Source organism: Tautonia rosea, assembly GCF_012958305.1.
Taxonomy (GTDB): Bacteria; Planctomycetota; Planctomycetia; order Isosphaerales; family Isosphaeraceae; genus Tautonia; species Tautonia rosea.
In genome coordinates this window covers 68438-82570 of the sequence record NZ_JABBYO010000003.1, presented here as the reverse complement: position 1 = coordinate 82570, position 14133 = coordinate 68438, and the positions used below count along the sequence as shown (strand labels likewise).

Annotated in this window: 10 protein-coding genes and 1 tRNA gene; 6 read left to right on the top strand and 5 right to left on the bottom strand. The window is 63.5% G+C overall.

From position 1 onward, the window contains the following. Nucleotides 1-7: 7 nt before the first annotated feature. Together HG800_RS05725 and HG800_RS05720 are read right to left on the bottom strand one after the other, a co-directional pair. The gene (locus HG800_RS05725) at nucleotides 8-1045 is read right to left on the bottom strand and encodes a nucleoside hydrolase (protein WP_169974709.1); all 1038 of its coding nucleotides are present in this window, start codon (nucleotides 1043-1045) and stop codon (nucleotides 8-10) included. 46 nt (nucleotides 1046-1091) lie between these two features. After that, on the bottom strand, nucleotides 1092-2810 hold the full coding sequence (locus HG800_RS05720) for an FAD-dependent oxidoreductase (RefSeq protein ID WP_206352161.1): 1719 nt from the start codon (nucleotides 2808-2810) through the stop codon (nucleotides 1092-1094). 87 nt (nucleotides 2811-2897) lie between these two features. Here HG800_RS05720 and HG800_RS05715 point away from each other — a divergent pair. Further along, nucleotides 2898-2979 (top strand) — tRNA-Leu (locus tag HG800_RS05715). A 10-nt stretch (nucleotides 2980-2989) separates the two neighbouring features. On the opposite strand, the gene HG800_RS05710 is transcribed toward HG800_RS05715, so the two are convergent. From HG800_RS05710 to HG800_RS05700, 3 genes are all read right to left on the bottom strand, one after another. Next, nucleotides 2990-3817 (bottom strand): TIGR03067 domain-containing protein, encoded by an 828-nt coding sequence (locus HG800_RS05710; RefSeq protein ID WP_169974707.1) that lies wholly within the window; start codon nucleotides 3815-3817, stop codon nucleotides 2990-2992. Between the two features lie 122 nt (nucleotides 3818-3939). Then, complete coding sequence (locus tag HG800_RS05705; RefSeq protein ID WP_169974704.1) at nucleotides 3940-5355, bottom strand: sulfatase family protein; 1416 nt, start codon at nucleotides 5353-5355, stop codon at nucleotides 3940-3942. An 809-nt stretch (nucleotides 5356-6164) separates the two neighbouring features. Further along, on the bottom strand, nucleotides 6165-7034 hold the full coding sequence (locus tag HG800_RS05700) for a serine/threonine-protein kinase (protein ID WP_169974702.1): 870 nt from the start codon (nucleotides 7032-7034) through the stop codon (nucleotides 6165-6167). Nucleotides 7035-7527: 493 nt separating this feature from the next. Here HG800_RS05700 and HG800_RS05695 point away from each other — a divergent pair, with 493 nt between their 5' ends. The 5 genes from HG800_RS05695 (at nucleotide 7528) to HG800_RS05675 (ending at nucleotide 14128) form a co-directional block, all read left to right on the top strand. Beyond that, nucleotides 7528-8694, top strand: coding sequence for a Gfo/Idh/MocA family protein (locus HG800_RS05695; RefSeq protein ID WP_169974700.1), 1167 nt, complete (start codon nucleotides 7528-7530; stop codon nucleotides 8692-8694). Between the two features lie 40 nt (nucleotides 8695-8734). Further along, nucleotides 8735-9190: a nickel-responsive transcriptional regulator NikR gene (gene nikR / locus HG800_RS05690; protein ID WP_169974698.1), complete on the top strand. Its 456-nt coding sequence runs from the start codon at nucleotides 8735-8737 to the stop codon at nucleotides 9188-9190. Nucleotides 9191-9526: 336 nt separating this feature from the next. Continuing rightward, on the top strand, nucleotides 9527-10699 hold the full coding sequence (locus HG800_RS05685; RefSeq protein WP_169974696.1) for a Gfo/Idh/MocA family protein: 1173 nt from the start codon (nucleotides 9527-9529) through the stop codon (nucleotides 10697-10699). Between the two features lie 576 nt (nucleotides 10700-11275). Next, the gene (locus HG800_RS05680) at nucleotides 11276-13420 is read left to right on the top strand and encodes a S8 family serine peptidase (protein WP_169974694.1); all 2145 of its coding nucleotides are present in this window, start codon (nucleotides 11276-11278) and stop codon (nucleotides 13418-13420) included. Between the two features lie 312 nt (nucleotides 13421-13732). After that, on the top strand, nucleotides 13733-14128 hold the full coding sequence (locus tag HG800_RS05675; protein WP_169974692.1) for a four-helix bundle copper-binding protein: 396 nt from the start codon (nucleotides 13733-13735) through the stop codon (nucleotides 14126-14128). The last annotated feature ends 5 nt before the right edge of the window (nucleotides 14129-14133 follow it).

Sequence of the window (14133 nt, the reverse complement as noted above, 5' to 3'; positions counted from 1 at the left end):
AGGCCAATTACTTCTTTGAAGCAGTGTCTTTCCTGGGATCTGGTGGCTGGCTCACGAGTTGGGCGAAGGCCTCGCGAATGCGAATCACCTGTTCGGGGGTGACGATCAGGTAGCGATGGCGGCCATCCGGGTCGGGCTCGAAGCGGGTGTGGCCGTCGTCCTCGACGACAACCCGACCGGGAGGAGAGAGGTCGAAGTAGCCTCGATCGGGTTCGACGGCGTGCAGGACACTGGTCAGGTCCCAGGTTGGTCGCTCGTGAGGGGTCGGCTCGTAGACTTGATAAGCTTCGGGGATTGGGTGGTGATCCACGTAGCCGAAGTCATTCTCGATGCTCGCGGCCGGGTACGGGATGGCGATGCCGATCTCGAAGCCGCTGTAGATGATCGGCGTGGGCCAGTCTTGGGCGAGGGTGCGGGCGGATTCAAGATCCTGAACCACGTTGTACTCGCCAAAGCGTGGGTTGTTGCCGATGGATGCGAAGGCCCCGGCCATCACCTCGAGCAAGCGGACCTTCTGCGCCACCAGATCGCGGCCGGAGTGTGGGGACACGTCATCCGGTTCCGAGGCGAGCAGGCGGGCGAGGTTCGTCGAGAAGCCGACCTGAGCAATCACGACTGAGCCGTCAGGTTGTTCCGCCAGGACCTTGCGGAGCAAGGAAACCGCCTCGGGAGCCTCGGAACCTGAGGGAAGGGATCGGGGGTAACGCAGCCCGTCGCCCGACTCGTCTGGCTCGGCGGCCAGGCCGAGAAACTTGCCTTGCTCGGGGGTCACACCATCCCTGACCACGCCAATCGGAATCGAGCCGCGTCCATAAAAGTGATTGATCGCATCAGCAAAGGGACCGGCCAGTTCGTGATCCTTCGTGAGGGTGACAGCCAGGAGTTCGCACTTGCCCCGCGATTGCAAGGCGTGGATCAGGCCCATTGCCATCGCGTCGTCGACGTCGTTGCCGAGGTCGGTGTCGAAGATCAAGCGTACCGGCTCGGCGGCCGATGGTGCCGGGGTTGCGGCCATGAGCATCAGGGAAAGGAGTATCGTTGTCATAGTGTTATCATCATGAGTCAGGGTGAAGCGTTTAGAGATTCGATCCTTAGCGAGGCCGAGCCCTGGGCCAGTGGATGTCCACGCCCTGCGCGGTCAGGTACGACTGGAATTCCCGCAGTCGCGCTGGGGTATTGCGCACGGTACGGGGGGAGAGAGCCCGATCAAGGCAGAAGGCAGCGAGTGCTCCAGCCGCCTCGCCGATCGCCCACTCGACCGGATGCAGACGATAGCAACCGTTGGTCACGTGGGTCGTTCCCAGGTTTTTGCAGGCGGGAAGCAAGTTCTCGACCCGGATGGGGATCAAGGCGCCGAGTGGAATTTCAAAGGGGAGCGAACTGACATCAATATAGTTATCGCCCCCGGTACTCGGATGAAGGTCGATCCGATAGCTGCCGACGCCGACACTGTCGGGGAAGGTGGCCTCGGCCACTTCGTTTCCTTCAGCAGCGCGGCGGGCCTCGGTTCCGACGTGACGTTCGAGGATGGTGAACTCAGCGGCGATGCGTCGCGATTCGCGGATATAGGGAGCCTTGGCCATGCCGTCTTCCGTGCCCATCAGATCAGGCCGAAGCCGCAGCCCAGGCCAGCCGGTGCCGCCGTCGGGGCGGGGGCATTCGGTCTGCAGCCAGTAGAGCAAGGAGCGGTTCAGGTCCTTGGCACGCTCGATGTGCTGCCTGGCCTCGTCGGTCGAGACGCCGACGAGCGGGCCGAGCAGGTAGTCGTTTTGCGGCCAGTTGACGCAGGTCACGCCGGTCGAGCCGTCGAACGGACCGGGACGGAAGTTGCCCGGGTCGATCACGCGACGGTAGGTCCACCAGCCGAAGGCGTTGCTGGTGGGGTCGAACGGAACGGATCGAGGTTCAAGCGTTTGAGGATTACTGTACGAGAGGCTCAGCAAGGGGCCGGACCAGGGAGGGGTGAGGTCGGGCACGAAGTCGCGCCAGAAGGCGTAATCGGCCGGCTCGTCGATCGTGTGGTCTTCCTCGGGGCGATACTCCATGAGGAAGCAAACGGTTAACGCTTGCTGATTCATGGGCTCCGCTTGCTCGGGGGAGGAGCGGTCGCCAGTCTGCGAGGCGGCCTCGAATCCGACGACGTGCTCGACTCGAGCCAGTTCGAGCAGGTCTCCCAGTTCGGTCGCATCAAGAATGTACGGGGCGATCAGGGTACGGTCGTCTCCGGACTTTGCATCGCGGACGGTGACGGATCGGACCCTGTCCCCCTCGGTCTCCGCGGCGATCGGCACATGATCGAGCAGGACCGTCAGCCGACCTGCGGAGGCAAACGGAGCGAGCACGTCCGTCAAGGCCGACAGATATGCTCGGGGCTCCGCGCAAAGGGCAGAAACGCGGCCATTGCCGGGGTTGAGATACCGAGCGTCTCGGGCCTCGGCGGTTAGCGGGTAGTTGCGTTGATAATACGTCCGGGTCCGTTTGCGGAGGTCGGCATACGACGCATTCCGACCGAATTGTTCAATCCACGGATGTTCATCCGGCGGAACGGCCTGGCTGGTGAGCTGCCCGCCGATCCAGTCGGTTTCCTCGGTCATCACGACGGACTTCCCCGCCCGCAGGGCCGCCAGTGCCGCCGCACAGCCGCCGAGCCCGCCACCGATAATGACGAGGTCGGCCTCGATCTCGCGTTCCTCGATCATGGGGACCGATGCGAGGCAACGCCCCTGCCTCACCGCCATCAAGGCGGCGAGGCCGGCGGAACTGCCCATCAGGAAGCGGCGACGGTTGGGACGCGAATAACTCTGATTCATCAGCGATGGACCGATCGGGGTGGGGTGGGTATACTCAGTGTTCAGATCAGCCATGATGGCTCACAACCGAGAAGGACGTAACTCTTTGCGAGAGTGGTGGAACTGGCAGACACGCAGGATTTAGGTTCCTGTGCCGAAAGGCGTGAGGGTTCGACTCCCTCCTCTCGCATTGTTTTGGATCAGTCGGGGATTTCGTCGGGTTGGTCGTCCTCGATGACCTTCGTCAGGGTGAAGGTCCGGAAGTCGTCCGAGAAGGCTTCGGGCCGAGTGGACGTGCCACGGCCAAGGCCGAGGCTGACGCGAAGGGACGAGCCGTTGAGCTCGTAAATGGACTTCAAGGTCTGTGAGCCGTCGCCTTCGGGGATCCAGTCCATCGCCTTTGGCTTGGCGGACTCGTCGAGCTGGACGCGGCCGGTGGAGGCAAGAACCTCCTGGCCGTCAGGACCGACGATGACGAACTTGGTCACACGGCCTTCGATCGACAGCGAGGCCTGGAGCGCACCGTTGGGGCCGAGGTTGCCGGACCAGTTCCCTTGCAGGGCGATCAGGTCGCCGGTCAGGGGTTCTTCGTCGGCGGAGACGACGACACGGGAGTACGTTTGGAGGCTCGGGTAGAGGCCCCGGCCAGCGGCGAGGGCGTCGGGGCGGGCGGCTCCGGGGGCAGCCGAGCAGATGATGAACGCGTCGCCGTCGAGCTGGTAGAGGCCCAGCATGTCTGCCCGGGGCTCGTCGCCGGGGCCGACAATCTCGACCCAATCGAGGGTTCCCGGCTTGGCTGACTCGTCCAATCGGAGTCGGCCCCGGAAGGTGAACGAGGTGCGGGGGCTGGTCTCGACAACCCGCACGAAGCGGTCACCCTCGATGGTGAGGGTGATGATCACCTCGCCGGTCGGCCCGGCCTCGGCTCGCCAGGTTCCTTGAAGGGAAGCCAGGTCGTCAGCCGGGAGGGGGGCGGGACCGAGAAGAACGAGCGAAGCGGTCATCAGCAGGCAGGAAGCGGATTGCATCGGGGGTCCTCAGTGTAGGCAACGGCACGGCCGGAGGCGGGGGAAAGACCAAACGGGCGGGTGGGTGCCCCGGTCGATCGGGCTACCCCGGTCGGGTCGGTCCGGTTTCGCCCAGTCCCGGATCAGTCGGCGGCGATCCGAGGTTCGAGCTGATTCGGCACTGGCTCGACAGAGCCCCGGTGCTCGTCGGCTAACGACTGGATGGCGGCAAGGACCTCGGGGTGGTCGGCGGAGATGTCGAACCGCTCGGAGGGATCGTGCTCCAGGTGGAAGAGCAAGGGAGGATCGTGCTCGATGCGGTTGGTGTCCCGGCCGTAGGGTTCCTGGGTGATGAAGTGAGCCTTGAACGGGCCGAGGCGGACGGCGTACAGCTCGGTCCCCCGGTAGTAGAACATGGAGTCGCGTGGGCTGGGACCGGTGCCGAGGAGGGCCGGGCGGAGGTCGACACCATCGAGGACCCGGTCGCTCGGCGGCTCGCCTCCGGCCAGCAGGACGGCGGTGGGGAGGAGGTCCATGGTTGCTCCCAGATCGGGGACGACCTGACCGGCGGGGACCGTGCCAGGCCACCAGGCGAGGAACGGCTCGCGCATCCCCCCTTCCCAGGTGCTTCCTTTGCCGTTGCGGAGCAGACCGGCCGAGCCGCCTTGCTGGTCGTAGGTGAGCCAGGGACCGTTATCGCTGGTGAAGACGACGAGGGTTTCCTCGGCAATGCCCAACACTCGGATCGTGTCGAGGATCTGGCCGACGGACCAGTCGATCTCCTCGACCACGTCGCCGTAAAGGCCCCGGCGACTCACATCCACGAACTCCTCGGATCGAAAGAGCGGCACGTGTGGCATGGTGTGAGCAAGATAGAGAAAGAAGGGCTGATTTCCCTCGGCCTGAGCTCGAATGAAGCGAACGGACTGCTCAGTGTAACGTCGGGTGAGGGTTCGCTGGTCGGCGGGGCGTTCGAGGATCTCGGTGTCTTGCAACAGGGGGACGTTGAAGTACTCAATCTCCGGCTCGGTGATCGCGACGCGGCCCTCGGGAGACGACGCCAGGCGGTCCATGTCGTTGCTGTAGGGGATACCGAAGTAGGAGTCGAAGCCGTGATTCGTAGGGAGATACTCGGGGAGGTGCCCGAGGTGCCATTTGCCGACCATTCCGGTGGCGTAGCCGAGGTCCTTGAGCGCCTCGGCCAGGGTGATCTCGCTCGCGGGCAGGCCGCCGGCGGAGTCGGGGAAGAGGACACGACGCTGACTGCTACACATGCCGGATCGGATCGGCAAGCGGCCGGTCATCAGGGCGGTTCGGCTGGGGGTGCAGACGCTCGCCCCGACGTAAAACTGGGTCCAGCGCTGGCCTTCGGCGGCCATCCGGTCGAGGTGGGGGGTAGCGATCGTCGGGTGACCGTAGCAGGAAAGGTCGCCATAGCCGAGGTCGTCGGTGAAGATCACCACGAGGTTCGGCCGGGGGGCCTCGGGATCGGCGACGGCAGGGGCTGCGGGAGGGCTCACCATCAGGGACAGGGCGGCCAGCATCAGGGACGAGATCATGGGGCGAGGCTCCTCGATCGGGGGACCAGATCGGAAGCCACCTTATCCGATCGGATCGAGCGGGTCACGGGGGACGATCCGAGGACGGCCGGTGCGCCGTCGAAAGACGGCTCGGTGCGCCTCGGTGCGCCTGGCGTCAGCGTCCGATTTCTGAACATGAGCAGGCACTTGCGTCGATCGGCACCGGTTTGTTTCGGGAAACCGGGAGCGGAGGGAATCCGATGACGCGTCCGGGTTCGCAAGGATCGGGTGCGCCTCGGAGAGGCAGGCCCGGTGCGCTCGGTGGAGAGGGGCTGGTGCGCCAGGAGGGACGTCCGAAAGTCGATTTTGGGAAGGGACTTGCGAGGATTGATCCAATTCGTTTCGGGAATCGGAGAGACCGTCCTTTGGGAACCCTCTCAGTCGTGGTGAGCGAAGGGCCGGTGCGCGGCAGGTGCGCCGAGAGCGATTGACGAATCTGGTTTTCTGGAAACAAGTTGAGACGAAAACGCTCGTTCGTTTCGGTGATCAAGCGTGTTCGAATTGGCTTCGTACCGGATGACGAGATCGAATCGTATCAGCGTCACGCGGGAGCGAAGACGAGGTCGGCGGAAGGGGCACGTTGTCAGGTTGTCAAAGAGCTGTCCGGGGAGCGGAAAGGCTCGACAATATCATCAGAAATTCCGGGAGCGTCAGTCACTCGAAATGGGGACAAACGGAATCGTCTCACGGGAAAGAGCCAAGCCCGGATGAGCCCCGCAGGCATCGGGGCTCGGCCCAGCGAACCAGCGAAGGGAACCGACGGGAGTTGTTGGGCACGGGAACGCGGATCAAGTGGAGGAGATGCGGACAACTCCCTTGAGGATGGCGTCGTCGAGCTTCATTTCCTGGGTGATGGCATCGAGGCGCTGGCTGACCTCGTACATGGTTTCGGGACGCTTGGGAGGGTCGCTCTGGAGGCAATGGACGAGCAGGCTGTTGAGCGAGGCGGTGATGGCGGGGTTGAGACGTGCGGGGAGGGAGATTTTCTCCATGTCTCCCTTGGCTCGAGCGCCTACGTTGGCGGGTTGGCCGGTCATGAGGTGGTACATCAGGGCGCCAAGGGCGTAGATGTCGGAGCGATCGCCGAGGATCTTGCCACGAATCTGCTCAGGGGCCAGATAGAGCCGGGTCCCTTTGTATTGCTCTCGGAGCGGGCCGGGAACGAGCGTCAGGCCGTAGCCGAGGAGCTTGACCTCACCGCCCTTGGTGAGCATGACGTGCTTTGGTGAGAGATCGCCGTGGCGAACCCCTCGGCGGTGCATGTGGGCCAGGCCCGAGGCAACTTTCTGGAAGATGAGGACCAGTTGATCGAGTGAGAGGTCTTCGAGCTGATCGAGCGACTTACCGGCAATGTACTCCATGAGCAGTTCGCCGCGATCGACGCGGAACCACTTTTTCTTTGTCTGGAAGTCGTGGTACTTCATCGGGACGGGGTGGCCGAGCTTTGCAGAGGCCTCGCAGGAGGCCTTGGCGAGGGCAAGGTAGACGTCGGACGCTTCATCCTCGCGCTTGATGACCTTCAGGGCATAGCGTCGACCGAGCTTGCCCTGGTCGGCGATCAGCATGATCGTACCGGTATCGTCGGTGCTGACGATTGACTCGACCAGGTACTTCATGCCCGAGAGTTGCGGCCGATCATCGCTCGATGCCCCAGACATGCTCAAACTCCTCACCAGACCCACTCAGCTGTGGCCAGGAACCCCTTCGCCCCGGCCGCGGAGAACTGCTGTTCGATCTTACCGATGGATTTGACCAACGCCAGTGTCCGCCGGCGCGGCGGGGCCTTGCGATTGGCTCGAAGCGGCCCTAGATTGGCCTGTTCGCGGAGGCCGATCGCCAGGTCTTCGTCTGGGGAACTTCGAACTCGACGACCTGAGCGCTCCGGAGGTGTGGTGATCCTGGACGAATCCAGGATTCCGGTCCTGAGCCCAGTCGGCCCGGACATCCCCTTTCTGATGCTCGGGGCGACGCAGCCGGAGACGGCCTCCCGCCGGGACGGTTCCGACCTGAACGGTCTGGATGTTCATCGCAGGGAGAACGAACCCCAGGCGAGAATCGGGCCTCGTCAGGTCCTTGAGCGGCCTCCCTCGAAACGCTCCGTTGCTCCGAACCAATTCGAACTGACGACCGACCGACGAAAGGGTGCCGAACATGGGTCGCAAGCTGCGCGTGGGGATGGTGGGGGGCGGTGGCCCGGCGAACTTTTTCGGGGGACCGCACCGCCGGGGGATCCTGATCGACAACTCGGCCGAGCTGACGGCCGGCGCCCTGCGGTCGAACCCGGAGGAGGCGATTGCATCAGCCAAGGAGCTGCACTTCACCCGAGGCTACGGCGACTGGCAGACGATGATCGCCGAGGAATCGAAGCGGGACGACGGCATCGACTACGTGACGATCGTCACCCCGAACGATGCGCACTTCGGCCCGGCCGAGGCCGCAGCGAAGGCGGGCATGGGGGTGCTGTGTGAGAAGCCGCTGGTGATGAACCTCGACGAGGCGAGGCGATTGCATCAGGCGGTCAAGGCGAGCGGCGTGCCCTTCGTCGTGGCCTACACCTACACGGCGTTCCCGATGGTGATGATGGCCAAGGCGATGGTCGCCGACGGCAAGGTGGGCGAGGTGCGGAAGGTCGAAGCCTGGTATCCGCAAGGGTGGCTGGCGGGGAATCGGGAAGCGACGGCCGACGCCGCCGGGCAGAAGCAGGCGGCCTGGCGGGTGGACCCGGCGAAGTCAGGCGCCTCGGGCTGCGGCGGCGACATCGGGACGCATGCGTATGAGTTTGTCCGCTATGTGGCTGGGCTGACCGCCACGAAGGTGCAAGCACGGCTCAAGACGTTCGTGCCTGGCCGGGCGCTCGACGACGACTTCACCGTGCTGGCCGAGCTGAACAACGGAGGGATCGCCACCATTACCGCCAGCCAGGTGACGATCGGCGCCCAGAATGACAACGGCTTCCGGATCGTCGGCACCGAAGGAACGCTGGAATGGTCGATCACCGACCACAATAACCTGAAGTATTTCCGAGGCGGCGAGCCGGTGCAGGTCTATCGACTGGGGGGCATGTACACGTATTTCCCCTCGACGATCACGCCGTTCATCCGGGTTCCCGAAGGTCATCCTGAAGGGTTCCACGAGGCGATGGCGAACCTTCACCGCTGCCTGGAATGGCAGATCCGGGCGAAGTTGGGAGAAGATGCGCCGGCGCACATGCATCTGCCGGGCATTGCCGATGGCGTCGCAGGCATGGCGTTCATCGAGGCGGCCGTCAAGAGCGGTCAGCAGGATGGGGCGTGGGTCGACGTCGAGCCGGTGGAATAACCCCCGAGCACGTTCGTTCGACGTATGCAAAGGTGATCGGATGAAAGATCCGCTCGTGCGTTTCAGTGTCGCCATTGGTGGCGATCTCCTGGAGAAATTTGATCGTTACCGAGAAGAGCACCGCTATCCGAACCGATCGGAAGCGGTGCGCGGCCTGATGCGCGCGGCCTTGATTCAGGATGTGGTGGCGCAGGACGACGCCGAGACGATGGGGGTCTTGACCCTCGTGTACGACCACCACAAGAGCGGGATTGCCGATCGACTGAACGATCTTCAACATCAGCATTTTGATCATGTCGTGACAACGACACACGTTCACCTCGACCATCACCGATGCCTGGAAGTGATTCTGCTCCGCGGAAGCGTTCGCCTGGTCCGCGAGATGGCCGACGCGCTCATCGGCACCAAGGGGGTCGAAACGGGCCGCCTGGTGCTGGCACCGGCCTCGGCGATTGTGGACCCGGAGCATGGGCATGAGCATGAGCATGGCCATTGAGAGAAGGCCGTGTCGGCCGGAGGAGTAAAGGCCGGCTGTCTCTGATACGCTCGAACCGAGATGCAATCGGGGAGCAGAGAAGCCGATTCTCGGTGCGATGTTGCGTGGTTGTGAAACATCCATTCAATCGAGCGAGAGGAGCGAGGCGGGGCCTAGGCGGGGGACGAGCGGTCGGATAAGGTGTCGAGGATGGGAACGGCGGCGCGATGCCGTACCAAGCACTCCCGCGGCGGCGGCCGAAGGCCCCGTGCGAGCCGTGGGCAGACGTGTTGATCGAATCGGGCCGGGGGCCAGCGAGCCGCGTCCGGGGTCCGAACGTTTCTGGAGCCAGTCATCATGGGTGCCCCGATTTATTTGAAAGATGCGCCAAAAGTCGCCTTGATCGGCGGTGGGTTCATCGGACCAGTTCACTGCGAGACGCTCCGTCGGATTGGCGTTCCGGTCGCTGGGGTGCTGGAGATCAATCCCGAACTTGGGAAGCGAACAGCGGATCGGCTAGGCATTCCGAAAGTGTTCACCGATCTGGATGAGCTGATGGCCGATCCGGAGATCGGCTCGGTGCATATTGCCTCGCCGAACTTTGTGCATTACGAGCAGGCGATGGCGGCGCTCCGGGCGGGGAAGCACGTGCTCTGCGAAAAGCCGCTGGCGTTGACCTCGGCCGAGACGGGGGAGCTGGCCAAGGCCGCCGCCGAGCGTCCGAAGCAGGCCGCCGGGGTGAACTACAACGTACGGTTTTACCCGCTCTGCCATGAGATGAAGGCCCGAATCGCCCGGGGAGATCTGGGGCAGATTCTTTCGATCACCGGGTCGTACACGCAGGATTGGCTCTTGCAGCCGACCGACTACAACTGGCGGGTTGAGCCGGACGGCGCGACCAACCTTCGGGCGGTGTCAGACATCGGCACGCACTGGATGGACCTGGCTCAGTTCGTCAGCGGTCTGAAGATCGAGCAGGTGATGGCTGACCTGGCGATCTTCCACCCCGAGCGCCGCAAGCCGGTCGGGGGATCGGAGACGTTCACCGGATCGGCCGCGGCCGAACGAGCCACTGAACCGGTCAAGATTGTGACTGAGGACTACGGCGCGGTCGTGATGCACTGGACCGGGGGTGTCCGAGGGGTCTATCACGTGACGCAGTGCCAGGCGGGTCGGAAGAACCGGCTGTCGCTGGAGATCTCGGGGACCGAAGGGTCGATCGTCTGGGACAGCGAGTCGCCGAACTGCATGTGGATTGGGCGTCGAGGCCGATCGAGCGAACTGTTCGAGCGTGATCCGTCGATCATGGACCCGTCGGCCGAGGCAATCTCGCACTATCCCGGCGGTCACGCGGAAGGCTTCCCGGACGCCTTCAAGCAGCTTGCGCTGTCGTTCTACGGCTGGATCGCGGGCGGCTCGACCGGGCCGGCCCCGTTCCCGACCTTCGCCGACGGCCATTATGAAGTCCAGCTCTGCGAGGCCATCGCCCGAAGTGCCAAGGCAGGACGTTGGGAAGCGGTCAGCGACTGAGGCCGCGATTGACCGCAGGGACGCTCCTCGTGCCCTGATCGTACTGGTTCCCGCAATCGGAGAACGGGCTCCCTGAGGACTTGGAGCCCGTTCTCCGTTTTTCTTGTTGGCGATTTCTGCGCAGGATGAGCACTGGCGAGGGACGAGTCCCGGTGTTCTGGACCACACGGGGCGGATTGGCAAATTGGGTGTTTTGGGCGATTTTCTTTCCGTATAGGGTTGCTATTCTTCCCATTTTGAGGATATTAAGTATTCTTCCCAAAGCCGGTGATTCTTGAAATCCGATTCGCGGAGCGGGAAATCGGGAAACTCGTGAATGCTTCGATTGCATCGGTCGAAAGAGGGACCTATTGTTGGATGGACCAGTGAACGACCGTGGGGAGTTTGGGATCGCCCGGGTCGAAGTCACTGACAGAAATCAGGTCTTCTGCATCAGGAGTTCGTGAATCGAGCTGGGATGGCTGGAGGCGTTTCCTCACGATCCACCCTCCCGGAACCCGTGTCCTGGGACGCGTCAAGGACGCCGCGATTCCAACGCGACCGCACCATTGATTGCACACCTGGGATTGAACAGTCATGCCACGAACGGCTTCTCGATCACGATGCGCGCCGAGGGTTGAGGCGCTGGAAGTCCGAGCGCTCCTCAGCACCATGAACTGGTCCACCTCGCCGGAGAATTCCCCGGTGGGGGTCTCGGCAGTCGATGTCTCTCGGTCCATGCTGGTCCGGGTCGTCGACGGGGTGAATCCTGCGGCGGTGCAGCGGGTGTACCGATCGCTGGGAGCCGAGGTGGTCACCACGTTCCCGAATGGTCCGTCGCTCGTGAAGTTACCGACCGAGGTGGCACGGGATGCCGCGATAGGCCGTCTGAATGGCCGTCCGTGGGTCGTCTATGCCGAGCCGGACGAGGTGTTCGAGCGACCAAGCGCAGTGAAGGTGATCCCCAACGACCCGTCGTTCGGGAGGCTCTGGGGGCTTGAGAACAGTGCGGGGACGGGGATCAATGCGCCGGAGGCCTGGGCGGTGGTTGGTGGGGGGAGTTCGGTGGTGGTGGCGGTCCTGGATACGGGCATTGACCTGAGCCATCCGGACCTGGCGGGGCGGTTGTGGGTCAACCCGGGGGAGCGAGCAGACGGAATCGACAACGACGGCAACGGGCTTGTCGACGATGTTCACGGCTGGAACTTTGTGAGCAAGACGGCGAACGTGGTGGATGACAACGGCCACGGGACGCATGTTGCTGGAACCATTGCGGCGACCTTTAACAACGGGATCGGCGTAACCGGGGTGGCCTGGGACACGAAGATCATGCCGTTGAAGGTTCTTGATGCCAATGGCAGCGGTCGGACGTCGGAGGCGGTGTCGGCGATTTACTACGCCGCGGCCAACGGGGCTCGGGTGATCAATGCCAGCTGGGGAGGCCCCAGCTATTCCCAGGCCTTGAACGATGCAATCCGGAGCGTCGGCCAGCCTGATCCGGCAACGGGACGGCTCGGGACGGTTTTTGTCTCGGCGGCGGGGAATGAGAGTGTCAACAACGACGTTCGGCCGAGCTATCCGGCGAACAATCGTGCGGAGCACACGATCACCGTGGCGGCGATCGAGCAGTCGGGGCAACTGGCATCGTATTCGAATTACGGGAGCCGGACGGTCGACGTGGCGGCCCCCGGCGATCGGATTTATAGCACGGTGCCTGGCGGATATGCGTTGTATTCAGGGACCTCGATGGCAACACCGCACGTCAGCGGGACGGTGGCGCTGGCGGCCTCGGCCTTCCCTCATCTGACAGCTGGCCAGCTTGCGCAGCATGTGATCGCCTCGGCACGTCCCTTGCCGAGCCTGGCGGGCAAGGTCGTGTCAGGAGGTCTGGTTGACGCGTATGCCGCCGTAACTTCGCGGCCTCCGGTACCGACGCCCACTCCGCCACCTGCCACGCAGGTGCCGACGCCGACGCCTAACCCTACCCCGACACCCACGCCAACTCCGACGCCGACGCCCACCCCTCCTGAATCAAACCTGATTGATCCGTTACCACTGTATCCGGTTCCGGTCGCTGGGCCGGCGAGTGATGCGTTGTTGCGAGCGACCTTGATTTCGTCGGAAGAGTTTTACCTCAATGCCGGAGCGACGCCGGAATCGTACCTTACGAGGCTTTATCAGCTCGTGCTCGGTCGGCAGCCGGAGTCGAGCGGCCTGGAGCACTGGGCCACTCGGCTTCGATCGGGGGTGTCTCGCATTGATGTGGCTCTGGGAATCACCTCCTCCTACGAGGCCAATCTCCGCCTGGTTGCTGGCTGGTATCGATCGGATCTGGGACGAAAGACGTCGATCAACGCGTTGATGTCCGACCCCGGCGTGGTGAGCTGGGCGAAGATGTTGAGCGGGGGGACACGTCCCGACGTGGTCCGGGCAACCATCTTGAGTGCTCCGGAATTCGTGAATCGCTACGGGGGATCACCCGAAGCCGTGATCACGGCGGTCTATCGGGCGTTGCTCGGCCGCGATCCCAACACGGCAACACGCAAGGAAGCCGCAATGGAGATGCAGTCCGGATTCTGGGACGTACGGACTTTTGTGCAGTCGGTGCAATCGATTGAGGAAGCGGCCCTGACAAAGGTGGCCGCATGGTATCGCTCGGACCTCGGGAGAACCGCTTCGATCTCCGAGTTGAAATCGGATTTCGGCGTGGTCCACTGGGCCCAATTGCTGGGCCGAGGGTAAGCCACGACAAGGAAGGGATTTGCTCCTGGTCGGTCCAATTCGAGGATCGTGAAGGAATTCGGCGCGCGGCTTGCCACAAGAAAGAGAACCGATCGCAGTCCCTCTCTCACCAGGCCCAGAGCACTCGGGAGAGGGTGGCGATTGTTCCCGATCAGCATGAAGGCGGATCCGTTGGGAGACCGTCTTGATCGGGACCGCAAGGCTGGAACACCCCGGCCCGGTTCTCTCTCTTCCTCAATTGCCAGGAGCACGATGATGCAACGACGAGATTTGCTGAGCACAGTTGGACTCGGTGCCGCAGCGACGTTGGCGATGAGCCCCCGATCAATTCGGGCCGATGAGCACCACGATCGCCAGCACCACGGCGATGAGACGGCCATCATGGAAGCCTGTGCTCGGTCCTGCAACGACGCTGCCCGGCATTGCCTGGATCGGCTTCGTCAAGGGGCCGAAAAGGCCGACTATCACGCCACGGCGGTTGATGTGACGACCGCCTGCCAGGAGTTTTGCACGCTGTCGACAGCGTTGATGGTCCGGCATAGCGACCTGTCGACGATCGCGCATGAGGCGAATGCCAAGGCCTGCGATGCGTGTGCCGAGGTCTGCGAGGAATCGGACGCCCAGATCATGAAGGACTGCGCCGAGGCGTGCCGTAAGTGCGCCGAGCACTGCCGGACGTTGGCCCGCGAGGGACATCAGCACGGATGATCCCG

Excerpts from the sequence above, each read along its gene's own strand:
- HG800_RS05725 (WP_169974709.1), bottom strand. The coding sequence starts at position 1,045 with ATGACAACGATACTCCTTTCCCTGATGCTCATGGCCGCAACCCCGGCA.
- HG800_RS05720 (WP_206352161.1), bottom strand. The coding sequence starts at position 2,810 with ATGAATCAGAGTTATTCGCGTCCCAACCGTCGCCGCTTCCTGATGGGC.
- HG800_RS05710 (WP_169974707.1), bottom strand. The coding sequence starts at position 3,817 with ATGCAATCCGCTTCCTGCCTGCTGATGACCGCTTCGCTCGTTCTTCTC.
- HG800_RS05705 (WP_169974704.1), bottom strand. The coding sequence starts at position 5,355 with ATGATCTCGTCCCTGATGCTGGCCGCCCTGTCCCTGATGGTGAGCCCT.
- HG800_RS05700 (WP_169974702.1), bottom strand. The coding sequence starts at position 7,034 with ATGTCTGGGGCATCGAGCGATGATCGGCCGCAACTCTCGGGCATGAAG.
- HG800_RS05695 (WP_169974700.1), top strand. The coding sequence starts at position 7,528 with ATGGGTCGCAAGCTGCGCGTGGGGATGGTGGGGGGCGGTGGCCCGGCG.
- nikR (WP_169974698.1), top strand. The coding sequence starts at position 8,735 with ATGAAAGATCCGCTCGTGCGTTTCAGTGTCGCCATTGGTGGCGATCTC.
- HG800_RS05685 (WP_169974696.1), top strand. The coding sequence starts at position 9,527 with ATGGGTGCCCCGATTTATTTGAAAGATGCGCCAAAAGTCGCCTTGATC.
- HG800_RS05680 (WP_169974694.1), top strand. The coding sequence starts at position 11,276 with ATGCCACGAACGGCTTCTCGATCACGATGCGCGCCGAGGGTTGAGGCG.
- HG800_RS05675 (WP_169974692.1), top strand. The coding sequence starts at position 13,733 with ATGAGCCCCCGATCAATTCGGGCCGATGAGCACCACGATCGCCAGCAC.